The organism is Paramixta manurensis (assembly GCF_013285385.1).
GTDB lineage: Bacteria > Pseudomonadota > Gammaproteobacteria > Enterobacterales > Enterobacteriaceae > Paramixta > Paramixta manurensis.
The window spans coordinates 2,698,646-2,721,681 of record NZ_CP054212.1; the positions used below are offsets into that span (position 1 = coordinate 2,698,646).

22 protein-coding genes, 1 tRNA gene and 3 other RNA genes are annotated in these 23,036 nt (G+C 51.2%); 13 read left to right on the forward strand and 13 right to left on the reverse strand.

Features of this window, described 5'->3' with window-relative positions; translation table 11 throughout:
• Window positions 1-187: 187 nt before the first annotated feature.
• Window positions 188-1,252 carry a glycoside hydrolase family 88 protein gene (locus PMPD1_RS13105; RefSeq protein WP_173634463.1) on the forward strand — a complete coding sequence of 355 codons (1,065 nt, stop codon included), beginning with the start codon at window positions 188-190 and terminating at the stop codon, window positions 1,250-1,252.
• Window positions 1,253-1,303: 51 nt separating this feature from the next.
• Here the strand turns inward: PMPD1_RS13105 and PMPD1_RS13110 are convergent, their stop codons facing one another.
• The 3 genes from PMPD1_RS13110 to PMPD1_RS13120 form a co-directional block, all read right to left on the reverse strand.
• On the reverse strand, window positions 1,304-2,584 hold the full coding sequence (locus tag PMPD1_RS13110; protein WP_173634464.1) for an MFS transporter: 1,281 nt from the start codon (window positions 2,582-2,584) through the stop codon (window positions 1,304-1,306).
• An 80-nt stretch (window positions 2,585-2,664) separates the two neighbouring features.
• The gene (locus PMPD1_RS13115) at window positions 2,665-3,420 is read right to left on the reverse strand and encodes an enoyl-CoA hydratase/isomerase family protein (protein ID WP_173634465.1); all 756 of its coding nucleotides are present in this window, start codon (window positions 3,418-3,420) and stop codon (window positions 2,665-2,667) included.
• Complete coding sequence (locus PMPD1_RS13120) at window positions 3,417-4,982, reverse strand: acyl CoA:acetate/3-ketoacid CoA transferase (protein ID WP_173634466.1); 1,566 nt, start codon at window positions 4,980-4,982, stop codon at window positions 3,417-3,419. The genes PMPD1_RS13115 and PMPD1_RS13120 overlap by 4 nt, the downstream gene beginning before the upstream one ends.
• A gap of 274 nt (window positions 4,983-5,256) precedes the next feature.
• Between PMPD1_RS13120 and umuD the strand changes: the two genes are divergently transcribed.
• Window positions 5,257-5,610, forward strand: a complete 354-nt coding sequence (gene umuD / locus PMPD1_RS13125; RefSeq protein ID WP_354292612.1) for a translesion error-prone DNA polymerase V autoproteolytic subunit — start codon at window positions 5,257-5,259, stop codon at window positions 5,608-5,610.
• A 2-nt stretch (window positions 5,611-5,612) separates the two neighbouring features.
• The gene (gene umuC, locus PMPD1_RS13130) at window positions 5,613-6,884 is read left to right on the forward strand and encodes a translesion error-prone DNA polymerase V subunit UmuC (protein WP_173636220.1); all 1,272 of its coding nucleotides are present in this window, start codon (window positions 5,613-5,615) and stop codon (window positions 6,882-6,884) included.
• 24 nt (window positions 6,885-6,908) lie between these two features.
• Here the strand turns inward: umuC and PMPD1_RS13135 are convergent, their stop codons facing one another.
• On the reverse strand, window positions 6,909-7,859 hold the full coding sequence (locus PMPD1_RS13135; protein WP_173634468.1) for a LysR family transcriptional regulator: 951 nt from the start codon (window positions 7,857-7,859) through the stop codon (window positions 6,909-6,911).
• A 93-nt stretch (window positions 7,860-7,952) separates the two neighbouring features.
• On the opposite strand from PMPD1_RS13135, the gene PMPD1_RS13140 reads away from it, so the two are divergent.
• The 9 genes from PMPD1_RS13140 to PMPD1_RS13180 all read left to right on the forward strand — a co-directional run bounded on the left by PMPD1_RS13140 (window position 7,953) and on the right by PMPD1_RS13180 (window position 13,030).
• Window positions 7,953-9,164, forward strand: a complete 1,212-nt coding sequence (locus tag PMPD1_RS13140; RefSeq protein WP_173634469.1) for an MFS transporter — start codon at window positions 7,953-7,955, stop codon at window positions 9,162-9,164.
• Between the two features lie 117 nt (window positions 9,165-9,281).
• Complete coding sequence (locus tag PMPD1_RS13145; RefSeq protein WP_173634470.1) at window positions 9,282-10,223, forward strand: extracellular solute-binding protein; 942 nt, start codon at window positions 9,282-9,284, stop codon at window positions 10,221-10,223.
• Complete coding sequence (locus PMPD1_RS13150) at window positions 10,224-10,976, forward strand: molybdate ABC transporter permease subunit (RefSeq protein WP_173634471.1); 753 nt, start codon at window positions 10,224-10,226, stop codon at window positions 10,974-10,976. It begins immediately after the preceding gene.
• 40 nt (window positions 10,977-11,016) lie between these two features.
• Window positions 11,017-11,583: a flavin reductase family protein gene (locus PMPD1_RS13155; RefSeq protein ID WP_173634472.1), complete on the forward strand. Its 567-nt coding sequence runs from the start codon at window positions 11,017-11,019 to the stop codon at window positions 11,581-11,583.
• Window positions 11,584-11,706: 123 nt separating this feature from the next.
• Window positions 11,707-12,240, forward strand: a complete 534-nt coding sequence (gene msrA, locus PMPD1_RS13160) for a peptide-methionine (S)-S-oxide reductase MsrA (protein ID WP_173634473.1) — start codon at window positions 11,707-11,709, stop codon at window positions 12,238-12,240.
• A gap of 174 nt (window positions 12,241-12,414) precedes the next feature.
• Window positions 12,415-12,502, forward strand: a tRNA-Ser gene (locus PMPD1_RS13165).
• 45 nt (window positions 12,503-12,547) lie between these two features.
• Window positions 12,548-12,678: non-coding RNA, RtT sRNA (locus PMPD1_RS13170), on the forward strand.
• Between the two features lie 45 nt (window positions 12,679-12,723).
• Window positions 12,724-12,854: non-coding RNA, RtT sRNA (locus PMPD1_RS13175), on the forward strand.
• Between the two features lie 45 nt (window positions 12,855-12,899).
• Window positions 12,900-13,030, forward strand: a non-coding RNA gene (locus PMPD1_RS13180) — RtT sRNA.
• Window positions 13,031-13,286: 256 nt separating this feature from the next.
• Here PMPD1_RS13180 and PMPD1_RS13185 read toward each other — a convergent pair.
• The 4 genes from PMPD1_RS13185 to PMPD1_RS13200 all read right to left on the reverse strand — a co-directional run bounded on the left by PMPD1_RS13185 (window position 13,287) and on the right by PMPD1_RS13200 (window position 16,152).
• The gene (locus PMPD1_RS13185) at window positions 13,287-13,649 is read right to left on the reverse strand and encodes a cupin domain-containing protein (protein WP_173634474.1); all 363 of its coding nucleotides are present in this window, start codon (window positions 13,647-13,649) and stop codon (window positions 13,287-13,289) included.
• 145 nt (window positions 13,650-13,794) lie between these two features.
• On the reverse strand, window positions 13,795-14,361 hold the full coding sequence (locus tag PMPD1_RS13190) for an alanyl-tRNA editing protein (RefSeq protein ID WP_354292617.1): 567 nt from the start codon (window positions 14,359-14,361) through the stop codon (window positions 13,795-13,797).
• A 529-nt stretch (window positions 14,362-14,890) separates the two neighbouring features.
• A complete protein-coding gene (locus PMPD1_RS13195) occupies window positions 14,891-15,475 on the reverse strand; it encodes an XRE family transcriptional regulator (protein WP_173634476.1) in 585 nt (194 codons plus the stop codon).
• 392 nt (window positions 15,476-15,867) lie between these two features.
• Window positions 15,868-16,152: an SDR family NAD(P)-dependent oxidoreductase gene (locus PMPD1_RS13200; protein WP_354292619.1), complete on the reverse strand. Its 285-nt coding sequence runs from the start codon at window positions 16,150-16,152 to the stop codon at window positions 15,868-15,870.
• Between PMPD1_RS13200 and PMPD1_RS22750 the strand changes: the two genes are divergently transcribed.
• The gene (locus PMPD1_RS22750) at window positions 16,064-16,474 is read left to right on the forward strand and encodes a winged helix-turn-helix transcriptional regulator (RefSeq protein WP_354292910.1); all 411 of its coding nucleotides are present in this window, start codon (window positions 16,064-16,066) and stop codon (window positions 16,472-16,474) included. The two genes, PMPD1_RS13200 and PMPD1_RS22750, sit on opposite strands and share 89 nt — an antisense overlap.
• Before the next feature lie 143 nt (window positions 16,475-16,617).
• Here PMPD1_RS22750 and phoH read toward each other — a convergent pair whose 3' ends face one another.
• From phoH to putP, 5 genes are all read right to left on the reverse strand, one after another.
• The gene (phoH, locus tag PMPD1_RS13205; protein WP_173634478.1) at window positions 16,618-17,406 is read right to left on the reverse strand and encodes a phosphate starvation-inducible protein PhoH; all 789 of its coding nucleotides are present in this window, start codon (window positions 17,404-17,406) and stop codon (window positions 16,618-16,620) included.
• A gap of 588 nt (window positions 17,407-17,994) precedes the next feature.
• A complete protein-coding gene (gene efeB / locus PMPD1_RS13210) occupies window positions 17,995-19,275 on the reverse strand; it encodes an iron uptake transporter deferrochelatase/peroxidase subunit (RefSeq protein ID WP_173634479.1) in 1,281 nt (426 codons plus the stop codon).
• 5 nt (window positions 19,276-19,280) lie between these two features.
• A complete protein-coding gene (gene efeO / locus PMPD1_RS13215; RefSeq protein ID WP_173634480.1) occupies window positions 19,281-20,414 on the reverse strand; it encodes an iron uptake system protein EfeO in 1,134 nt (377 codons plus the stop codon).
• A 37-nt stretch (window positions 20,415-20,451) separates the two neighbouring features.
• Entirely contained in the window at window positions 20,452-21,306 is an 855-nt protein-coding gene (efeU, locus tag PMPD1_RS13220) for an iron uptake transporter permease EfeU (protein ID WP_173634481.1), read from the reverse strand.
• Window positions 21,307-21,501: 195 nt separating this feature from the next.
• Complete coding sequence (putP, locus tag PMPD1_RS13225) at window positions 21,502-22,986, reverse strand: sodium/proline symporter PutP (protein ID WP_173634482.1); 1,485 nt, start codon at window positions 22,984-22,986, stop codon at window positions 21,502-21,504.
• Window positions 22,987-23,036: the final 50 nt, after the last annotated feature.

Here is a 23,036-nt window from a genome sequence, read left to right on the forward strand (position 1 = left end):
CACCGTACCACCTCAGATTACCCGTTTGATGCGTTAAAGTTATATGTATAACACATTCTTATTCCCGTTAAATCCTTTTGCACTTCAAGCAGTTCAGATCACAGTTTTACTTCGCCATTTTGACTCAATGTAATAACAATAATACATTTAATGTGAAGTAATTTCTCCATCGTTAAATGAGGCCACAATGACTTGGTTAGAAAACGCGATCGCGAAGTGTGTGAAAAAAACGCAGCAGAATGCGAGGATGTTTAACGATTTCCCGCACGTTACCGAACAGGGCAAATACGGTTTTACGCCCGATGGTGTCTGGACCGGAGGATTCTGGGCTGGCGTACTTTGGTTGAGTTGGCATCACAGTAAGGATCATGCCCTACTGGAACGCGCAACGCATTTTACTGAGCGACTACTGCCCCGCGCCAATGACATCCGTAATCATGATTTGGGGTTTATGTTCTATCCTGCCGCCCTTACCGGCTGGCGTCTCACAGGCAATGAAACCTGGAAAAAGGCGGCAATAACAGCAGCGCACAGTTTGGGTAAACAGTTTAATCCCCAGGGCGGCTTTATTCCGGGCTGGGGATTCTTCGGTGGGCAGGAATGGTCAAACAGCGTACTTATCGACACGTTGATGAACTTACCGTTGTTAGTTTGGGCCGTCAAACAGGGAGCCGATCGGACGTTGTTACATGTAGTGCATACCCATACGGAAAAAGCGCTCGCCCATCACCTGCGTGAGGATGGCTCGGTTTATCACGTTTACCATTTCGATGAACAGGGTAAAGGTCTACGCGGCGATACTTACCAGGGGATGGGAGCCGAGAGCCGTTGGGCTCGAGGGCAAGCCTGGGCCGTAACCGGTCTGGCGATACTGGCGCACCAGCTAAACAATGACACCTATCTTGCCGCGGCAGAAAAAGTTGCGGCGTTCATTATTAACCATTTACCCGCAGATACTCTTCCACAGTGGGACTACGATGCTGATGCCCATTCCCCTAAAGATGCCTCTGCGGGTGCTATCAGCGCATATGGTCTGCTTCGCCTATATAGGCTGACCGGCAAAAAGCAGTACCTCATGGTGGCGGAATCCCTGCTAAAAGCACTGAGCAATCACTGTATTCTTGTCGATAATGAGGGCTTACTGGCTCACGCTACCGCTGATCTTCCGCATGGATTAGGAATTGACCAGGCCACAGGATATGGTGATTATTATTTTCTTAAGGCGTTGACGGAACTGCAAACTATTCGCTAATCGATTGATCCCCAAAAGCCTGCATATGCAGGCTTTTTTGTTGCCATTGTCTCATTGCATCACGGGAGGGCCTGACTCTCTCACATTACCCGTGTGATGAACCTTTATGGATTTACCAAGCAGCGAACATCCCAGTAAACATGCAGCCATCAGAACGTAGGATGAGGTCGTCGATGCCGTCATAGCGTTCAGGAAACCCACCAGATAGGCCCCCAAAAAAGCGCCCAGAGACCCACAGCAATTGATCATCCCGGTAGCCCCTCCAACCATTGAGCCTGGCAGAACATCGGCAATCGAAGCAAAAAACGAACCAAACGGTACGTACATGCCGATACCTGCTAGCGTCAACAAGGTATAAGAAAACCAAAAATGCTCGGTTCCGGCTACCGATAACAGCATAAAGCACAGAGCGGCAAGTGCGATTGGCCAAACAATAAAGAGGGTTCGGTTCTGCAACTTATCGCTAAGCCAACCGGCTATCAGCATAAAAATAACCGCCAGACCATACGGCAACGAAGCAAGCCACCCCGTATGAGACATTGAACTGGAAGAGGCACGGATAATAGAGGGTAACCACATCAAAAAGCCGTAGTAGCCAATACTCTGCAAAAACAGCCAACCCGACAGTTTTAGTACATTGGATGAACGGAAAACCATGCCATAACCGGCCATCTCCGGCTTATCCTCCTGTTCGCGCTGCAGCGTGCTGGCAATGGCTGCCTTTTCGTCCTCACTCAGCCAACTGACCTCTGATGGATGGTCGCGAATAAGTAAGTACCAGGCAATTGCCCACGCAATGGCCGGAACCCCCTGAACAATAAACATATGGCGCCATCCCCAATTATCGATCAGATAACCGGATAAAATTGACATCCACAAAATAGTGATAGGGTTTCCAAGCAGGAAAATAGTATTTGCTTTAGAACGCTCTTTTTTACTGAACCAGCGTGCCGTCAAAATCAGCAGCGAAGGCATAACTACTGCTTCAACTACACCTAATATAAAACGTAGAGCGATCAGAATAGGAACACTGTGTACTAAACCGGTGGCAGTGGCACAAAGCCCCCAGATAATCAGACTTATCGCCAGTAATTTTCTTACGCTGGTGCGCTCTGCCAAAATACCTCCGGGTATTTGAAATGCAAAATACCCCATAAAGAAAAGCGCACCAATCAGGGAGGAAAGCCCTTTTGTTATACCTAAATCATCGTTAATTCCTCCCGCAGCGGCAAAACTGTAATTCGCTTTATCAAGAAATGCCAGGCTGTAAGTAATAAACACAACGGGCATTATATAAAACCAACGACGTGGCGAGAGCGCAACTCTGTCCATATCATTACCTCACAGGATATAAATGTAGGATAGCGGTAAAAACCTTCATCTATAACTTCAACGAAGGTAGATTTTATTTTTCAGGTTTTATTAAAAAAGGCGTACTGAGCTTCTTTTTGCGCGGCAGCGCCCCATAATCGGCTCACACTACTGGCTTCCAACTGCTGACCACGTTCCATATCCGTATGGTTTGCCGCCTCAGTCACTGCCTTTAGCGTTCGGAGCGCTGGCGTATAATGCTGGCAAATAGCCTCCGCAAAGCGGCAAACCCCCGCATCCAGCGTTTCCGGCACGAACAGTTGGTTAACCAGCCCCATTTGTAATGCCCGCTCTGCGGAGACCGGCAAACCGCTGAACATAATTTCGCGAGCAAACGACTGCCCGATTAAACGTGGTAAACGTTGAGTGCCGCCCCAGCCGGGATGATTGCCAAGAGTAATTTCAGGATTACCGAAGCTGGACCGTGTGGTAGCAAAACGCATATCACATGCCAGTGCCAACTCCAGACCGCCGCCCAGCGCAAATCCATCGATTACTGCCAGCGTCGGTAACGGGAAATGTTCGATTTCATCAAAAATCGCTTGCCCCCAACGCATATGGTCATACGCCTGTTGCGGTGTGAACATCGTCTGCTCCTTAATATCCGCGCCTGCGCTGAACGCTTTATCACCGGCGCTACGGATAATCAGAAGTTTGAGATGGCGCTCATGGCGTAAAGTATTTAACGCATCCCGGATGGCCTGTAACAATGCTTTATTAAGTGCGTTACGTTTCTCCGGGCGATTCAGACGTAACGTAACGCACGCACCCGCTGATGTTATCTGTAATACATTCATGAGCACGCTCCCACTGTGGATTGCGCTATGACTGGCGAGCCAAATAACGCCGGGTCCATCATCTTCAGTGTCGACGCAATGCCTGGCCTGAAGTCCATCTGAGCAAGAATATCCTTTTCAAGATCGACACCCGGCGCAATTTCGGTCAAAACCAGCCCCTCAGGACCAAGCTCAAATACGCAACGCTCTGTAATATAGATGACTGGCTGATTACGTTTGCTCGCGTAAAATGCACTAAAAGAGATTTGTTCAAGTTTGTTAACAAACTTTCGCGCATGCCCTTCTGCTTCAATCTTGATGCCATCAGAACTGAAGTGTTGCCTCTGTTTGCCCGCTTTGAAGGTTCCGACAAATACCACGCGATGCGCGCCCTGCGAAATATTGACGAAACCACCGATACCGGCAACGCGTCCGCCAAACTTGCTGACGTTCACGTTACCTTGCTGGTCCACTTCAGCGAATGAAAGAATGGCAATATCCAGGCCGCCTCCGTCATACCAATCGAACTGATAACCAGCATCAAGCATTGCCTGTGGATTGCGCACCATGCCAAAATCTGAACCCGTGGCGGGTATTCCGCCGATATGCCCCTGCTCTAGCGTAAACGTCACCATGTCCCCCTGTCCTTGCTCAGCAAGAACAGATGCCACACCATCTGGCATACCGTACCCCAAGTTAACGATGTCTCCTTCTTGCAACGTCTTGGCTGCGCGTCGCGCAATCACTTTCCGCGCACTCATCGGCAGCAAGGGAAATTGCCCGCCAGGAATGCGTAACGTACCGGTTAGGCTGGGGTCACATTCCGTGGCAAAAGAGAGCCGCTGCTCTTGGCAGACAACCACAGCATCTACCAGTACCCCCGGCACTTTCACTCGCCGTGGGTCAAGACTTCCGCGCGCAGCCAGATGCTTAACTTGGGCAATCACCATACCGCCGGAATTTTTTGCTGCCTGAGCTGCGGAAAGCGTTTCTGCGTTTAGACCTTCTTCATCCATTGTCATGTTGCCATCCTCATCTGCAACACTGCCGCGTATGATGGCAACATCAATGGGGAAGGCGCGGAAAAACAGAAACTCCTCTTCTTCAAGCGTCATCAATCGAACATGCTCACCCGTTGCTCGCTGGTTAATGCGTCCACCATCAATTCGCGGGTCAACAAAAGTGCCCAATCCTACGCGACTAATAAGCCCCGGCCCGTTACTCGCAATGACACGCAGAAGATGGGACATCACGCCTTGCGGAAGGCACCAGGCCTCAATTTGATCGGTTACCGCCAAATCCTGCATCTGCCGACACCAACTCCAGTGGCCGCCAATAACTTTTCTTACCAAGCGTGGATTGGCTAAATAATCGATTCCACCTCCCTGACCATCGCCCATTCCACTCGGATGAACCACCGTTAGTCCGCCCGGCGATCCATAGCGTTCAAAGCGTTTTTTCAGCGCGGCGAGTATATAACCCGGCTCATTCACTCCTCCTCCCGACCCATCCACTAATACAGTGGCACCCGGCGGGATTTTTGATACAGCCTCATCAACTGCGTATACCTTGGATTTAAACATAACCCCTCCTTCTATGTATCAATGTTATACATAGATAACATTATTACTTAAAGATATTGATCGCTAAGTAGTGATACATCTGTGAGAAGCTTCACAGTCCGCGCCGACCTCATACAAAACCAGTGCGAATTTCTTCCCTCTGTCGATGACTAACTAAATTCCCTCACTCTTCAACGCGTTCGGTTTAGCGCCTGATAATCCGCTTGATCGGCTCCCATAACTCATAATACTGTATATAAATACAGTCAAATAAATACAGCGATGGATGGTAACTATGGGTGCTTTCCCCTCACCGGCGCAGGATTATGTTGAACAGCGTATCGACCTGAATACGCTACTGGTTAAACATCCTAGCGCGACTTGGTTCGTACGTGCCTCCGGTCACGCAATGAGTGATGCCAATATTCATGATGGCGATCTCTTGGTGGTCGACAGCGCGCTCAGCGCCAGGGAAGGCAGCATTGTCATCGTCAGCGTTGATGGCGAATTCTCAGTGCGGAAACTCCAGCTTCACCCCACTTTACGGCTCTTGCCGATGAGCCCCAATCGGCCAGCGGTTGAGGTGAACGAGGAGGAGAATCTGGAGATTTTTGGCGTAGTCACGTGGATCATTTATGCGGCGGCCTGACGATGTATGCTTTAGTTGATGTCAATACCTTCTACGCCTCTTGCGAAACCGTCTTTCGTCCCGATCTGAAAGGCCGTCCGGTGGTGGTGTTATCGAACAATGACGGATGTGTCATTTCACTGAATCGCGAAGCGAAAGCGCTTGGCTTCCGGATGGCCAGCCCTTGGTTCAAAATCCGCCCCCAACTACAGCAGCATAATGTGGCGGTGTTCTCGTCCAACTATGCGCTGTATGCCGATCTGTCCCGGCGCGTGATGGAGACACTAGAAGAGATGGCGCCGCGGGTTGAAAATTATTCTATTGATGAGGCTTTTCTGGATCTTAGCGGTGTTGCGAACTGTATGCCGTTGAAGACTTTTGGTCATCAGGTACGTAATCGCCTGCAAAAAGAGGTTCACCTGAGCGTCGGCGTGGGGATTGCGCCAACCAAGACGCTGGCAAAACTGGCGAATTTGGCGGCGAAGCGCTGGCCGCAACAAACCGGCGGCGTGGTTGAGCTTACATCGCCGCGGCATCAGCGCCAGCTCTTACACTATCTGCCGGTAGAAGAGGTCTGGGGAGTGGGCGGGCGGCTGGCGAAAAAATTAAACCTTATGGGCATCACCAACGCGTTACAACTTGCCGAAGCGCCGACGGCGTTAATCCGCAAACATTTTAGTGTCGTGATGGAGCGCACCGCGCGCGAACTGCGTGGTGAGCCGTGCCTGGCTTTTGATGAGTTTCCCCCCACTAAACAACATATTCTCTGTTCCCGCTCCTTCAGTGAACGCGTTACCGACTATATGGCAATGCGCGAAGCGGTTTCTACCTATGCGGCGCGCGCGGCGGAAAAATTACGGCGGGAACACCAGTATTGCCGCGAAATTAACACCTTTATCCGTACCAGCCCCCACGATAGCCGCGGCGCGTGGTATTCGAATGGCGCCAGTTATACATTGCAGATCCCAACGCAGGATACGCGCGACATTACCGCTGCCGCCCTACGCTGCCTGGACGCTATTTGGCGCCCTGACCATCGTTATATGAAAGCTGGCGTGATCTTAGGCGACTTTTTTAGTCAGGGTGTGGCGCAACTTCATCTGTTTGATGCGTTCCAGCCACGACACAATAGCGAAAAGCTAATGAAAGTCTGTGATGACCTGAATAAAAAAGCGCGTAATACGCTGTGGTTTGCCGGTCAGGGTATTCAACAGGAGTGGGCGATGAAACGCGAGATGTTGTCGCCAGCCTGGACCACCCGTATCGCCGATCTGCCACGCGTGCGTATCTCTTAATCAAAGTGGCGCCTGTCAGCGTCTTCACGCCACACCGCTGCCCGCCGCCGGTCGCGTTCCGATGATTTTTGGCATCACTTCACGCATCGTATCAAGAAACTTGCGCAATCTGGCGGGATAGTAACTGGCATACGGATAAAGTAGATAGATGGGTAATGATGCGGCTTGCCACTCCGGTACCAAATGCCGTAACCGGCCGGCCGCCAGATCGTCCTCCACCACCCATGCCGACACCAGCGCCGCGCCCAATCCGGCTAGCGCCGCCCGGCGCGTGGCGTACAGACTGTCGGTACTTAAGCGTGGCGCAATCGGGAAGCGCCTGGCCTCGCCACACGCTTCGTGGGTCAGTGTGACCTCTTGTTGGTAAAAGGTGCTTAATGCCAGCCAAGGTAACTGCCGTAGCTCATCAACCTGTGTGACCGGCGGATGTTGCGCCAATAAGGCGGGCGCAGCCACCACAATCCGTGGCACCTCCGCCAGTAAAACCGCCACCAGCGACGGATCACTTACCGCCCCGACGTGGATCGCACAGTCGACACCATCGGAAATAAAATCGGGAGTGTGATCGTTTAACCTCCATTCAATGGTGGTTTGCGGGTATTGCTGCAGATATTCTGCCAGCGGCGCAATCAATTGTTCCTGCCCAAAGGCGTGAGGCGCACGGACCCGTAACACCCCTACCGGCTCATCTTCCACCCCGCGTAATTCATCCTCCAAAACCTGCCAATGTGTAAGCAACTGGCGGGCATGCTCATAACAACGCTCGCCATCATCGGTCAGTTTCATCGCATGCGTGGTGCGCTGAATGAGCTTCGCTCCCAGCAAATGTTCCAACGCCTGTAACCGTCGACTAATTGTCGGCTGGGTAGTCCCCATCTGCACCGCGGCGGCGGAAAGGCTCCCGCTCTCAACAATCCGCACAAAGGTATGCATTAGCGCTATGCGATCTATACCATTCATTAGGTTCTTTTTCATACGCATTGTGTATAACAGTTTTACCTCTCTGCCGTCTACCCGACGCCGGTAATACCGCCCACAATACAGAGACACTTTGATTCGGGCAGACTAATGAGCACCCATAAACCGTATATCCTAACCAGCCGCACCGTCTTTTTACTGGCGCTTGCCGCCGGTCTTTGCGTGGCGTCGATTTATTACAGCCAGCCGATGCTGGGGATTTTGAGCCAACAATTTCATGCTAGTGTGACCGATACCGGTCTGATTCCCACTCTAACGCAAACTGGCTACGCGTTAGGTATCCTGTTCCTTGCGCCGTTGGGAGATCGTTACGATCGGCGCGTCATTATTTTACTAAAAGGTCTATTGCTGGCCGCCACATTATTGGTGTGTAGCTTTATTAATACACTTCCCATGCTGTTAGTGATTAGTTTGGCGATTGGTCTGACCGCGACCGTCACCCAAGACATTATTCCCGCTTCGGCGGCGCTAGCTTCAGAAACACGCCGGGGCAGAACGGTAGGCACAGTTATGACCGGCTTGCTGGCGGGTATTTTACTTTCACGGGTAGTGAGCGGTTTCGTCGCCGAGTACTTAGGCTGGCGGACGGTTTATGCTGTGGCGGCAGCCGCTGTCTTGGTGATTACGTTGGTATTGTGGCGCATACTGCCGCGCTTTACGCCCGGCACCCGGCTGCGTTATCCGGCGCTACTCTTATCCTTAGGTCAACTATGGCTGACTTGGTCTGCCTTGCGCCGCGCCGCGCTGGCACAGGGTTTGCTCTCGGTGGCATTTAGCGCCTTTTGGTCAACGCTGGCAATGATGCTCAGCGAAACCTGGCATTTGGGCAGCGCGGTTGCCGGTTCTTTTGGCTTGGCGGGCGCGGCGGGCGCATTGGCCGCGCCGATTGCCGGTAGCTTATCCGATCGCCGCGGCCCTAACCACGTTACACGCGTCGGCTCTGCAATTGTGATGATCTCTTTTGCGCTGATGTTTTGCTTACCATTACTGTCGCCACACGGGCAACTGGCCGTTATTGTGATCAGCGCTGTCGGCTTTGATCTGGGGATTCAGGCGACATTAGTCGCCCATCAAACCATTATCTATAGTCTTAATCCTGATGCGCGTAGTCGGCTCAATGCCATCATGTTTACCGTGGTTTTTATTGGTATGTCGGTAGGCGCGGTTTTAGGCAGCAAAGCACTGGCCTTGGCCGGGTGGCCGGGGGTTGTTACGCTGGCGACACTGGCCGGAGCCGGTAGTTTACTGATTCGCCTATTCACCACCGATGATCGCAATCGGTTGGCGGAAGAGGCTTCATAGAGCGGCGTGAACTGGCGATAATACGACCACTTCGGGTGGTCGTTGAACAATGGTATATTGACTGGCGCGTTTTTTTTACTACCGTTATGCAATCTTTTACATAACGAGAATAACCTAATGAACGCTCTCCCCACCCGTTTTGCCCGACGCGCCGCCCTTTTCACCTTAACCAGCGCCTTACTGTTTAGCGCCGTCGTCCAGGCCGCCGACAATATCCGCGTAACGTATGCCGGTTCGATGGGGGTTGTCATGGATAAACACCTTGGCCCCACCTTCGCCCGCGAAAATAAAGTTAATTATCAGGGGCAAGGCCAGGGCGCTTACGGCATGGCGCATCTATTGGCATCGAAAAAAGTTGTGGCAGATGTGTTTATTTCCATTACGCCTGGCCCTATCGCCGTGTTACAGAAAGCCGGGCTGGTCGATCACGCGGTTCCGGTCGCCAGCACCAGTATGGTGATAGCCTGGAACCCGAAAGGAAAATACGCAGCCACATTTGACGCCATTCAGCAACAACATAAAGACGCCCAGCCATGGTGGCAGCTCTTGCAACAACCGGGATTACGCTTTGGTCGTACCGACCCGGCAACCGATCCACAAGGCCAAAACATTATCTTTACCCTGATGCTGGCTGAAAAATATTATCAACAGCCTGGGCTGGCAAAAAAAGTGTTAGGCGAGACGCAGAATCCACAGCAAGTCTTTGCTGAAGGCGGCCTGTTGACGCGTCTGGAAGCGGGCCAAGTGGATGCTGCTTCTGGTTATGAAAGCGCGACACGCTCGGCGGGCTTGCCTTACCTAAAATTGCCCGATGAGATCAACCTCAGCAATCCGCAAATGTCCAAAGCCTGGTATGACAAAGTCAGTTTTACCCTTACCGATGCGCATGGCAAAACCAGCGAACTCCACACTCAGCCATTGGTATTTTATGCGGCGGTGCTGAAGAATGCGCCACAACCGGCACTGGCGCAGAAGTTTGTTAGCTTCCTGCAAAGCGCCGAAGGCCAACACCTATTGCAACAAAATGGGTATGACCAGGCCAAAGGCGGAGACCTGTAATTGTTTGCCTTCCCACTGGGGCTGCCGGCGCTAGGGTTATTACTGGCGCCGTTTATTACGCTGGCATTGTTAACGCCCTGGGGGCATATTCACCTGGCCTATGGCGATAGCCAGGCGGTCGCGGTGTCGTTGGGGCTGGGTTTGGTTGCTTTGCCGCTGGTGATCCTCGCGGGGTTGCCATTGGCTTATTGGCTGGCCAGAACCTCCGCACGCTGGCGTGGCGTGGTGGAAGTGGCGGTATTGGTTCCGTTACTGACGCCCCCCTTAGCATTGGGGATTTTGCTGGTATCGGTCTATGGCCCCTATGGTACGCTGGGCGAACGGCTGGGCCATCTCGGTATCGTGCTCAATAACAACCCCGCCGCGTTCGTACTGGCGCAAATTTATGCCGCGCTGCCGTGGTTTATCCTCTCCGCCCGGGCAGCCTTTGAAACCGTCCCGCGCGATATTGAAGAAGCTGGCGAGACGCTCGGTGCCTCGCGTAAGCAAATTTTCCTGCGCTTAACTTTGCCGTTGGCGAGCCGGGGTTTAGCCACCGGCGTCGCCATGGCATGGGTACGTGCGATGGGAGAATTCGGTATCGTGATGGTCTTTTGCTACTTTCCGCAGGGCATGCCGGTAAAACTCTTCATTAACTTACAAAACGATGGCGTAGATGCGGTTTATTCGCTGTTGTGGCTGTTGCTGATTGTCACGCTACCGCTACCACTCTGGTGCCTGATGCGCCGCGTAAAAGGCGAACCTCCGCGCTAAGGGTCTACACTGAAGGGATCCTTCATTACCGAGAATGCGTATGGTCACTTTCAGCAAAAAAGAGTTTCCGGTGGAAAAGGTTCGCAAATATCTTGAGCCCGGCCCGATTGTGCTGCTCAGCTCTCGCTGGCAAGATCAAACCGATATTATGACCCTCGGCTGGCATAGCGTGCTGGAGTTTTCACCCTCGCTGGTCGGCTGCATGATTTCGGGCATCAATTATAGTCACACCCTGATCCGCGAGAGTGGCGAATGCGTAATTAATTTACCAACCGCCGAGCTGGTTGATCGCGTGGTAGCCATTGGCAATAGCCATGGGCCCGAAGTCGATAAGTTCGGCGCTAATCATCTCACGCCACAGCAAGCCGAGCGGGTGAACGCACCACTGATTGCCGAATGTTATGCCAGTTTTGAGTGCCAGCTGTATGACAATGCGCTGGTCGATAGCTATAACTTTTTTATCTTCGAAGTGGTTAAAGCGCACGTCGCCACGCATCCGGAATACCCACAAACTCTGCACTATACCGGCGATGGTATTTTTACCGCCATGGGTGAGAAAATTATTAACCGGCGCGATGATTTTAAGCCGGAGTTGTTAGCGCCCTAATCCGTGATGAAATTAAACCGCTATCGCACAGGCTGCGATAGCGCTGCCATGATTTTTACGTATGCTGTTGCAACGAATTACGCTTATCTTCAGAAAGACAGAAAGAACTCAGGAGTCGATTTTATGGCAACAGAATATGCGGTAATTGCCGGTGGCTGTTTTTGGTGCACCGAAGCGGTATTTAAAGATGTCATTGGCGTGACCTCAGTCGAGAGCGGGTACACCGGCGGCGCGCGCGCTAACCCCACCTATGAGCAAGTGTGTAGCGGCGCAACCGGGCATGCCGAAGCGATTCGTATTGGTTTCGACCCTGCGCAAGTGAGCTACGGCGATTTATTAGATATTAGTTTCGCCACGCATGACCCTACTCAGCTTAACCGTCAGGGTAATGATATTGGTACACAATATCGTTCGGCTATCTTCCCGGCAACGCCGGAACAGGAGCAGGAAGCCAAGGCAGCGATTGCCCGCGCGCAGCAAGATCACCAGCAAGCGGTGGTGACCACTATCGAGCCGTTGAAGGAGTGGTATCCGGCAGAAAATTATCATCAGGACTACTGGGAAGGCGCCGGTCAGCGTAATGGATATTGTTTGGCGGTGATTCCACCGAAACTGCAAAAGTTGCGGAAAAGTTTTGCCAATCGGGTGAAGTCATAACCGGCGCGTTGGGGTCATTTTGGCGAGTAAACCGGTGCCATGGCGTACCGATTAATTCCTTACTGGTTAAGGCTTAACCGAACATCAGCACCAGGAAAAATAGTGCTTGACCGGATTCTTTCGACTCCCTATAGTAGCGCCCCGTTGCCCCCTGGCGGGTAGCGTGAAAAATATGGTGAGGTGTCCGAGTGGCTGAAGGAGCACGCCTGGAAAGTGTGTATACGGCAACGTATCGGGGGTTCGAATCCCCCCCTCACCGCCATCTTTGAGAAAGAGCTCGTACTTGCGTACGAGCTTTTTTTTCGCATATTGCACCCCACCAGGGGGGATGAGAAGCCCCGACCGGGGTTCGACAACTGGCGACAGCCAGTTGGACAGCGGAGCCTGCGACGCTGCCCGCAGGGCGAGCAAAGCGAGTCAATCCCCCCCTCACCGCCATCTTTGAGAAAGAGCTCGTACTTGCGTACGAGCTTTTTTTTCGCATATTGCACCCCACCAGGGGGGATGAGAAGCCCCGACCGGGGTTCGACAACTGGCGACAGCCAGTTGGACAGCGGAGCCTGCGACGCTGCCCGCAGGGCGAGCAAAGCGAGTCAATCCCCCCCTCACCGCCATCTTTGAGAAAGAGCTCGTACTTGCGTACGAGCTTTTTTTTCGCATATTGCACCCCACCAGGGGGGATGAGAAGCCCCGACCGGGGTTCGACAACTGGCGACAGCCAGTTGGACAGCGGAGCCTGCGACGCTGCCCGCAGGGCGAGCAAAGCGAGTCAATCCCCCCCTCACCGCCATATTTAAAGAGAGAGCCTGAACGAAAGTTCGGGCTTTTTTTTTGCATAGTGCAGTGACAAGTGGGGTGATGAGAACCCCCGCCGGGTTCGACAACTGGCGACAGCCAGTTGGACAGCGGAGCCTGCGACGCTGCCCGCAGGGCGAGCAAAGCGAGTCAATCCCCCCCTCACCGCCATATTTAAAGAGAGAGAGCCTGAACGAAAGTTCAGGCTTTTGTTACAGCTACTGAGAAAACCGCTCTAAACAGACCACGCTTTACAGATCTTTTAGATTCCGGACGGTGCGTTCGCTGATGACATTTCCGGTATTCAGGGTAGACTTCGGTTCCAGCAAAATGACATGGCATTCATCAGTGAGCGCCTCAGGACAATGTTCCGTCCCTCTGGGAACAATAATTAACTCCCCCGGCTCAAGATCTATATCACCGCTGCGTAACCCCATACGCAAACGGCCACTGACCACCAAGAACAATTCATCTTCATGTTCATGATGATGCCAGTCAAACTTACCGGAAAATTTCGCCAGTTTGACATAGGAATCATTAAGTTCGCCGGCAATTCTCGGACTCCAGTAATCACTAAAGGTTTCAAAGGCTTCAGCCAGATTGACTTTATTCATTATATGACCCTCAAAAAATAAATATGAATTTCTTCCAGAGCGGGGGATTAATAGGCTGTCGTAAGATGAAGATAATAAACCCTCACCCATTTATTATTCAGTTTTAAAAAATGAGTAAAAAAACAGACCGCCAGCAGAAAGATGATTACGGGATGGCATATTCAGCATCATAACTGATACGCAAAACGTCTTTTTTAAATTTAACCGCTTTAATTAAAAAACCGCCAATCTGGTTAATATTTTCTACATGAGTACCGCCACAGGCGATCGGAACGGTATTTTCAATTAATGTTAAACGCGTCTCCCCCTCCATCCACGCGCTGACTTTCGCCCCATGACGTAGTTTTTTTATAATATTCTCGCTGATTTTATCGACCGGTAAATCCTCACTCAATACTGCCCCTGCCCCCTGCATGGTAAACTCCACGCGGGCCTCACCGGGAAAATGGTGACCTGAACGCGCGACCCATCCATATTGATGCAACTCACAATTCAGTAAATGCCCGGCAGTATGCAATGCAGCATTTCTTAATCTCTCCGGCGCGGATAACAAAGCAGTTAAGCGCGTGTCATTATCATATTGGATGGCTTCTTGCGGATATACAGCGACTAAACCTGAAATATGCCGACGTATCTTTACCGGAATATCATTAATCCAGCCGGTATCCGCAGGTTGTCCGCCACCCTGCGGATGAAAAATATTTTCTTTCAACGCCAGCCAGGCACCAAATTCATCCTCTCCATGCGTTAGCACCTGACTTTGTGAATTAAAGAGATAGGTATCATCCAAATAAAGTTGAGTTTGCGACACGGACGTACTCCTGTTACAGGTTACTTTTCACGATAGCGGTGAACCGAATAAGGAATAGTGATGCTCTTTCCAGCCAAAGATATTCAGAGGCGCACGGTTATTTCTGTTCGGAATAAGAATACATTTGACTGACAGACGGAACAATGGGTTTCCCAATAATATTTGAATAATTCATCTAAATCCTTATCAATTAGTTGAAATTTATATAATTATTAAAAACCCGCATTCAAGTAGCTCGCAGAAGTGATACTTTTTCGTTTCTTTTAGCGAACAACAAGCGTTGTTAAAACAACCAATGTCCTTCAGCTATCAAGGCAGTAACTAAACTGGTAGCGGCATTGGTTGCCACGCAGTAAACGGAGGACGAAGGGGTAAAAAGAAGAGAGTGGTGATTCAGGTGTGTTCTGGCCGACGAGGTGGAACCCGGCTTTTATGCCTGGTTCATATGCGACATGACAACCGTTGCGCTAACGGCGGATTCTTTGGAGATATAACTATGTGAAACCACACCGGAAAAGCCATAAAAATCACCGGGTTGTAGCTGGACTTTCTCATCAGCGCCCAGCGCTAATAATAACGTTCCGCTGTGCACCATAATATGCTCATGCGTACCGATTGAGTGCCCAAGGCTGTTAATCACCACGCCCGGATTCATTTGCAAATGCCATATTTCGGAAATATTTCCAATCCCAATGCGGAACTTCATTTTTTGTGAATAATCCCCCTGCATTGGAGCGCCACGTTCAAAATAGGGGTATAGCCGGGAATTTCCACCAATTAGATCCCCAAGGGGTAAGCGTAATGCTACGGCAATCGCATCCAACGTATCGACTCTGGGGTTAGAACTCCCGGATTCGAGCTTTGACAACGCGGCTTTCGAAACGCCGGAAAGTTTGGACAAATGGCTTAGAGAAAGGCCTCTCAACTGCCTAAGGTGTTTGATTTTACTTCCAATAGTCAAAGAGGGGCTTGCAGATTGATCTGGCCCGGAGACCGTCCCCGTTGAATAGCGCATACCACTTCACCTTGACGGACTGATGGTCCAAAGAGTAGAACATTTTGCTGGTTATAATAATGAGAGTTTCCTTTCACTTCAATATGCACTAAATAACACCTTAGAATAGTTGCACTTTTGAAAAACGCTATTTCCCGATAAGTAAATATAAAGCTATTGTTATCAAAAAAATGGTTTATCATTTCTCGGTGAATAATTTGGCGTTAATGCCATCAAGAACATAATGCAAAACTTTCAAATAACGGTCAGCGCTAATAGTGGTTTTTCTCAGTGGACGCCATACCGGTGCCAAAAGGCCTGAATTTTTTGTTCAGGCCTTTTGGCATACTGCAGATATCACAGCACAGGGCCTTGACCGGTGCCTACGGCTCAATCAGCGCCATACATTGCATTCAGGCGGCAATAACACCCATTGTATTGATCGCCCACTGGCGATCCATTGCCGCATTATCAATCTCAGGGTCATCGATGGTTTTGCCCTGTAGCGCGATGGCAGCATTATTAACCAGAATATCCAGCTTGCCGAGTTGTTCGATTACTTGCGCAATCAGCGGCTCGGCAGAAGCCGGATTGCCCTGATCGGCTTGAATTGCGACGGCGCGCGCACTGGATGTAATTGGTGACTGGTGGTCACTATTGATCGTGCGAGACGCATTGAACGGTATCCGACGCTTCAACGAGTTCGAGCGTAGCCTGGGCCTTGCCAAAAACATCCTATCATCAAGGCTTAAGCGGCTTGTCGAACATGGCATTTTAGAGACAGTACCCGCCTCCGATGGGAGTGCCTACAGCGAATATGCACCGACCGAGAAAGGGCTAAAATTGTTCCCTGTGGTGATCGCTTTAGCACAATGGGGAACGGAGTTTCTTTTCGAACCGTCAGAACCGATATCTTGTCCGTTAGATGTTGATCATCATCAACCCCTGCGGCGGATTAAGGTTCAGGCCAACGATGGTCGGGAGCTTGGTCCTGCAGATATTGTGTCGATCACCCGCTAAGCCATCAGCCAGCCTGCGTCATACCGTCGGAGGTGAATAAGGTTACGGTTTTCAGATCGAGAACGCAGATTTGAATCATTAGGCCTGTTCGATAAAAAAGGGCGTGACAACTCACGCCCTTGCAACTAACACATTAGCACGCATCAACCATAAGCATGCAGCGCACGTTGGCACAGAGCCGAACGCACGCAATCCTCTTTCTCAAAACGAACAATACCCACCATTTCATCCTCCTCGAAACGCGCGAGCGCATCGCTGAGGCCAGACTGAACGCTGGACGGCAAATCGCACTGGGTGACATCCCCGTTGACAATCACCGTGACATTCTCCCCAAGGCGGGTCAAAAACATCTTCATCTGAGCAGCGGTGACATTCTGTGCCTCATCTAAAATCACCACCGCATTTTCAAAGGTACGCCCACGCATATAAGCAAACGGCGCTATTTCGACCTTCCCAATCTCAGGTCGCAAGCAATACTGCATAAAGGAAGCACCAAGACGTTTAACCAGAACGTCGTAAACCGGCCGGAAATAAGGCGCAAACTTCTCAGAGATATCCCCAGGCAAGAAACCCAAGTCCTCATCCGCCTGCAATACCGGACGCGTAACAATAATCCTGTCAACATCCTTATGTATCAGGGCCTCAGCCGCTTTCGCAGCGCTAATCCAGGTTTTACCGCAGCCTGCTTCACCGGTGGCGAAAATTAGCTGTTTTGTTTCTATGGCATTAAGATAGTGCGCCTGAGCATCATTCCTGGCTTCTATTAAGGAGTGATCGCGCGTATCGCGCGCCATACCGATAGAGTCCAGCCCACCCATCTGCACCAGCGAGGTGACCGATTCTTCTTCACGCTGACGATGACTACGTGAATCATTACGAAGTACGCGTCTAGCTTCACGACGCGCTTTGATCACTGCTTTCTGTCTTCCCATAGTGGCACCTTACAGTTGGTTTCATTTCCCGCATCTCAACTACGGCGATGCGATTACGTGAACGCTTTAGAGGTCGTGGCTTCCTTTTAAGCCTTATCCAGCCGTTGAAAAAAGCACGCGGATACGCCAAAGCGCGTCCACGCACCGATCAGGAGAGAGTGATTTAATGGCACCGTTGAAAATAACAGACGAAGAGAATATCGAAGAGGGAGAAAAGCCCTCGCAACGAGAAGCGATAAAATAAAAGGGATTATCGGTACTGCATGTCCAATAAAGGACTTTTCCATTCGCGATCTCCATGCTGAAACCACAAAACATCAGAAGACTACCGCTAAGCTTTAAAGTGCTACAACTTCACACTGGTTTGCAACATTAATTTTACTCCAGCGCCGAAAAAAAGCGCGATGCGCAATGAAAAAAAAGGGCGCAGCAATGCTTTCTTATTAAAAAACAAGGCTTTTTAATTGGGAAATAAACGGGAAATAATTAGAAAATTCTTAACTAATAATGGTTGTCAATGCGCAGGGATTAATTTGCTCAAAAAATAGCCTCCCTTATCGCCGGATTAGGGAGGCTATCGTACCATTCTCAGGCTTCAAGTAATCCTTGCGCCAGATAATGTTTATCGTCCACTACGCCTGGCAGCACGAAGAAATAGCCGCCGCCGATGGGTTTAATATACTCTTCCAGCGCTTCGCCATTTAATCGCTTCTGTACCGTCAAAAAGCCTTTTTCTAAATCATGCTGATAACAGACAAACAGCAGGCCCATCTCTAACTGCCCGGCATGCGAAACGCCCAACGAATAACTGTATCCGCGCCGTAGCATCAGGCTACTCTGGGTTTCCGGCGTGCGCGGGTTGGCTAAACGAATATGCGCATCTAACGAGATTACATTGCCATCCGGATCGCTACGATAATCAGGCACATCATGTTCATGTTGCATGCCCAATGGCGCGCCGCTGTGTTTAACACGACCAAAGATCGACTGCTGCTCACCCAGTGGGGTTCGATCCCAGAACTCGACGTGGAACTGAATAATTCGCACCGCCTGATAGCTGCCGCCTACTGCCCATGCCGGTTCACCCTGTTGGTCTGAAACCCACAAGATATTTTTCATCAACGCGCTATCTTGCGTATTTGGGTTTGCGGTGCCGTCTTTAAAACCGAGCAGGTTAATCGGCGTCTCTTTTCCTCTACTACGCGCGGCATGGTCGGAAATAAACCCTTCGCGCCGCCAACGCACGCCGAGAAGATCCGGTGAATGCTTAATAATATCGCGCAGCGCATGAATCACCGTGTCGTTAGTGTTGGCGCAGATTTGTAGCAGCAAATCGCCGTGACACAACTCCGCATCCAGTGAATCATTCGGGAAGCGCGTCATGGTTTGCAGCCTGACAGGTTTAAGTTTTTGCAACCCATAACGGTCGTCAAACAACGACGCGCCAAGCGAGACGGTAATCGTCAGATTATCCGGATAAATCTCTGCGCCCAAAATGCCCGAATCTAACGGCGGAAGCTGCGGATTTGTCACCAGCGGCGCTTTGCCGCCATGCGTCAGAAATGCAATGCGATCGGTTAGCAGCTTAAACAGACGAACCAAATCGGCCTTATCACTCGCCAACACATCAAATGAAACCAACATCATTGATGCCTGTTGTGGCGTGACAATCCCCGCCTGGTGCTCGCCATAAAAAGGCTGATTTTCCTGCCGCGCATTAGGCGGCAACGCGCCGGGTGAAAATGACGCATCCGCTGCTGCCCCGCTAACCGGGCAAGTACCGCCAACGGCAAGGGCTCCACTCAGGAGCCCCATCCCTTTCAATAAACGACGACGCGACGGCAACGCCGCGTCAGACACTTTCTTCATGGTGCTTAATCCAAACCAAGGGTGCCACGTAATAATGCGAGATCTTCAGCCAGCGCGGTAACCGGTCCTTTCAGCGCATTACGGTCAGTGGTGGTTAACTTCTCATAAGATTCATAACCCTCTTTGGTGCGATATTTCGCCAGAATGGTATCCACTTTCTTAAAGTTACCGTCGATTTTGGCCAGCAGTTGCGGGTTAGCCTTTTGCAGCAGCGGACGCAGCAGATTAACAATTTTCTGTGCGCCGTCGACGTTGGCCTGGAAATCCCACAGGTCGGTACGGCTGTAACGATCTTCTTCACCGGAGATTTTGCTGGAAGCAACTTCTTCAATTAGATCCGCAGCGCCGCCCACCACTTTCGCTGGCGGGAAGGCCAGTTCATTAATTCGTTTCTGCAGTTCAACCGTATCGTTATAGAGCTGGGTGGCATAGCCTTCCATGCCCTTCGTGGTGTGATCGCTAAACAGCGCTTTTTCGATACGGTGGAAACCGGTAAATTTCGGATCTTCCGCTTTCTTCTCGTAATCATCTTCACGGGCGTCGATACTGCCGTCGAGATCGGAGAACAACTCGGCAATCGGTTCGATACGTTCATAATGCTGGCGGGTCGGCGCATACAGGGCTTTCGCTTTTTCAATGTCCCCGGCTTTTACCGCATCGGTAAACGCTTTGGTACCGCTAACCAGTTGATCGACTTCTTTGGTGACATAAACTTTATATTCTGCAATCGGCCCGACCAATTGCAGCACATCCGGCTTGCCATTATTCGCGGACGACGCCTGACCGGAGGCTTTGACAATCAGCTTCCCTTTCGGGTTACTCAGCAGCCCACAGGTCATATCATACTCACCCGCTTCCAGGTTGGCGGTAAGCTTTTGCGTGAAGCCCGGCGCGATATTCTCACGCTCTTCAACCACCATCACCCCTTTCAGAATTTCCCACTCCAGCCCTTTTTGGCTGTTGTTCTGGATGATGAACTGCGTCTTGCCCGCATTCACGGTCAGCGTCATCGGGTCACACTGCTTGTCATTCACGCTTACTTTTACCTGCGGAATATCTGCAGCGTTGGCAGCGCCAGACGCGGCGGAAAGCGCCAGTAAAGAAGCCAGTAACGTCTTACGGCGGAAGCGAATCGTCATAGGTAAATCCCTGTCAAAGTCATGAACAAACGCGCCATTAACGACGCGCGGAAGAAGCCTCGCGCGCGTCTTTCGTCGCGCTGGCCGCAGGGCGAGCTGGCATCAGAAACAGCAGCAACGCCGGGATCAGATAAATCAGGTACACCGCCACTTCGCTTACTGTTGGCGCCTCCTGATAGCCCAAAATACCCTCGAGCAATGTCCCGAACACGGTTTGGGTAGAGAGGACATTGCTTAAGTCAAAAGCAACCGCCTGGAAACTATTCCATAGCCCCGCCTCATGAAAGGCACGGATCGCACCCGCTGCGAGCCCCGCGGCGACAAATAAAATAAACAGGCTGGTCCACTTAAAGAATTTCGCCAGATTAAGCCGCACGCCGCCCACATACAGTAAGGCGCCAAGCACCACTGCGGTTGCCAGGCCGAGCATTGCCCCAATCGGCGGCGCATAACCGACATCCTGCGTGAAGGCGGCCAGCAGGAAAAAGACCGACTCCAGCCCCTCGCGCGCCACCGCCAGAAATACCATTAACACCAGCGGCCAACCGCTATTCGCGCCCTTTTGCAAAGCCTGGTCGACGGCATCTTCCAGTTCGGCTTTTACATTACGCGCCACTTTCCGCATCCAGAACACCATATAGGTCAGGATCAAGACCGCAATCACCGCCACGATCCCTTCAAACAGTTCTTGCTGCTTCTGCGGAAACTCACCGGTGGTTTGATTAATGAAGATACCGAGCGCAAGGCAGAGCCCGGCGGCGATAAACACCCCGGCCCACATAGCGCCAAACCACTGGGTGCGTTGCGTGCGTTTTAAGTAGCTGGCAATCAAACTTACGATTAACGCCGCCTCTAATCCTTCACGCAGCATAATTAGAAAAGGAACGAACATGCCTGAAACCTCAAAGTAAAAAGTGCGTCTACGGGGATAAAGAAGCGTAAATCAGAACGATATTGATTATCGTTATCGGATTTAAAAAAACAAGCTGCTACCAGGCATTTTTCGTGTTTTGCGTCGAAAATCGCGGGGGGAAATTGTAAGCGTGTTTATTATTATGCGGGCGAACGGTTCGCCCGCAGAGGAAGATTACTTGCTGTGGAACTCCATATCGGCCTGACTAAAACGCGCCTGCGCTTCACGCGATGGCGCCCGCCCCAGCAGGCTGAACAGCACAATCGCCAGGCTGGCAAACAGGAAGCCTGGAATAATTTCATACAACCCTAGCCAGGCATACTGTTTCCAGACCAGCACTGTGACGGCACCGACCACCATACCAGCAAGCGCACCATTACGCGTAGTACGCTTCCAGCACACCGCAAACAGCACCACCGGCCCGAATGCCGCGCCAAATCCGGCCCAGGCATAGCTCACCAGTCCGAGCACTCGATTTTCCGGATTGGCCGCCAGGGCAATCGCAATCACCGCCACCAGCAATACCATTAAGCGCCCTACCCACACCAATTCACGTTGGCTGGCGCCTTTACGTAAAAAGTTTTTATAGAGGTCTTCGGTCAACGCGCTAGAACACACCAGTAATTGGCAACTTAGCGTGGACATCACCGCCGCCAGGATCGCGGACAACAAAATACCGGCAATCCACGGATTAAACAAAATGCGCGCCAACTCGATAAATATGCGCTCGCCATTTTCCGACACGCCTGCCGCCTGCTCCGGATGATTTTGGAAATAAGCAATCCCAAAGAACCCCACCGCGACGGCGCCCGCCAAACACAGAATCATCCATGTCATACCAATGCGACGCGCGGTACGGATTGAACGATGCGAATCCGCCGCCATGAAGCGCGCCAGAATATGCGGTTGTCCGAAATAGCCCAGCCCCCAGCCAAGTAACGAGATAATCGCGACAAAATCCAGTCCTTTTAGCATGTTAATATTTTCAACGCTCTTCGCCTCAATCACCGCCAGTGAATCACTTAGGCCACCCACGGCAAAAATAACGATCACCGGCGTAAGAATCAGCGCGAAAATCATCAGGCTGGCCTGTACCGTATCGGTCCAGCTCACGGCTAAAAAGCCGCCGACAAAAGTATAAATAATGGTTGCCGCCGCCCCTGCCCACAATGCGCTTTCATAGCTCATACCAAAGGTGCTTTCAAACAAACGCGCACCGGCCACAATGCCGGAAGCGCAATAGATGGTGAAGAAGACTAAGATCACCAGCGCGGAGATAACACGTAAGATTTTACTGTTATCTTCAAAACGGCTAGAGAAAAAATCGGGCAACGTCAGGGCATTGTTATGGTGTTCGGTTTGCACCCGCAACCGGCCGGCAACAATTTTCCAGTTCAGCCAGGCACCAATGGTTAAGCCAATTGCAATCCAACTCTCAGAAATGCCTGACAAAAATATCGCGCCAGGTAAGCCCATTAGCAACCAACCGCTCATATCCGAGGCCCCGGCGGACAAGGCCGTCACCAGACTGCCGAGACTGCGTCCACCCAGAATATAGTCGTCAAAATTCTTGGTGGAGCGCCAGGCCATAAAGCCGATTAAAACCATCCCTAAGATATAGATGGTGAATGTCACCATCATTGGCGTGCTTACTGTCATCAGGCTCTCCATTTCTTGTCGGTTATTTTTGCTCGGGGCGTTTTTGCATC

Coding starts and splice junctions, on each gene's coding strand:
- putP (WP_173634482.1), bottom strand. CDS start 22,986: ATGACAGTAAGCACGCCAATGATGGTGACATTCACCATCTATATCTTA.
- efeB (WP_173634479.1), bottom strand. CDS start 19,275: ATGAAGAAAGTGTCTGACGCGGCGTTGCCGTCGCGTCGTCGTTTATTG.
- efeO (WP_173634480.1), bottom strand. CDS start 20,414: ATGACGATTCGCTTCCGCCGTAAGACGTTACTGGCTTCTTTACTGGCG.
- msrA (WP_173634473.1), top strand. CDS start 11,707: ATGGCAACAGAATATGCGGTAATTGCCGGTGGCTGTTTTTGGTGCACC.
- PMPD1_RS13145 (WP_173634470.1), top strand. CDS start 9,282: ATGAACGCTCTCCCCACCCGTTTTGCCCGACGCGCCGCCCTTTTCACC.
- PMPD1_RS13110 (WP_173634464.1), bottom strand. CDS start 2,584: ATGGACAGAGTTGCGCTCTCGCCACGTCGTTGGTTTTATATAATGCCC.
- phoH (WP_173634478.1), bottom strand. CDS start 17,406: ATGGGAAGACAGAAAGCAGTGATCAAAGCGCGTCGTGAAGCTAGACGC.
- PMPD1_RS13135 (WP_173634468.1), bottom strand. CDS start 7,859: ATGAAAAAGAACCTAATGAATGGTATAGATCGCATAGCGCTAATGCAT.
- PMPD1_RS13195 (WP_173634476.1), bottom strand. CDS start 15,475: ATGCGCTATTCAACGGGGACGGTCTCCGGGCCAGATCAATCTGCAAGC.
- PMPD1_RS13105 (WP_173634463.1), top strand. CDS start 188: ATGACTTGGTTAGAAAACGCGATCGCGAAGTGTGTGAAAAAAACGCAG.
- PMPD1_RS13140 (WP_173634469.1), top strand. CDS start 7,953: ATGAGCACCCATAAACCGTATATCCTAACCAGCCGCACCGTCTTTTTA.
- umuC (WP_173636220.1), top strand. CDS start 5,613: ATGTATGCTTTAGTTGATGTCAATACCTTCTACGCCTCTTGCGAAACC.
- PMPD1_RS13155 (WP_173634472.1), top strand. CDS start 11,017: ATGGTCACTTTCAGCAAAAAAGAGTTTCCGGTGGAAAAGGTTCGCAAA.
- PMPD1_RS13120 (WP_173634466.1), bottom strand. CDS start 4,982: ATGTTTAAATCCAAGGTATACGCAGTTGATGAGGCTGTATCAAAAATC.
- umuD (WP_354292612.1), top strand. CDS start 5,257: ATGGGTGCTTTCCCCTCACCGGCGCAGGATTATGTTGAACAGCGTATC.
- PMPD1_RS13185 (WP_173634474.1), bottom strand. CDS start 13,649: ATGAATAAAGTCAATCTGGCTGAAGCCTTTGAAACCTTTAGTGATTAC.
- PMPD1_RS13115 (WP_173634465.1), bottom strand. CDS start 3,420: ATGAATGTATTACAGATAACATCAGCGGGTGCGTGCGTTACGTTACGT.
- efeU (WP_173634481.1), bottom strand. CDS start 21,306: ATGTTCGTTCCTTTTCTAATTATGCTGCGTGAAGGATTAGAGGCGGCG.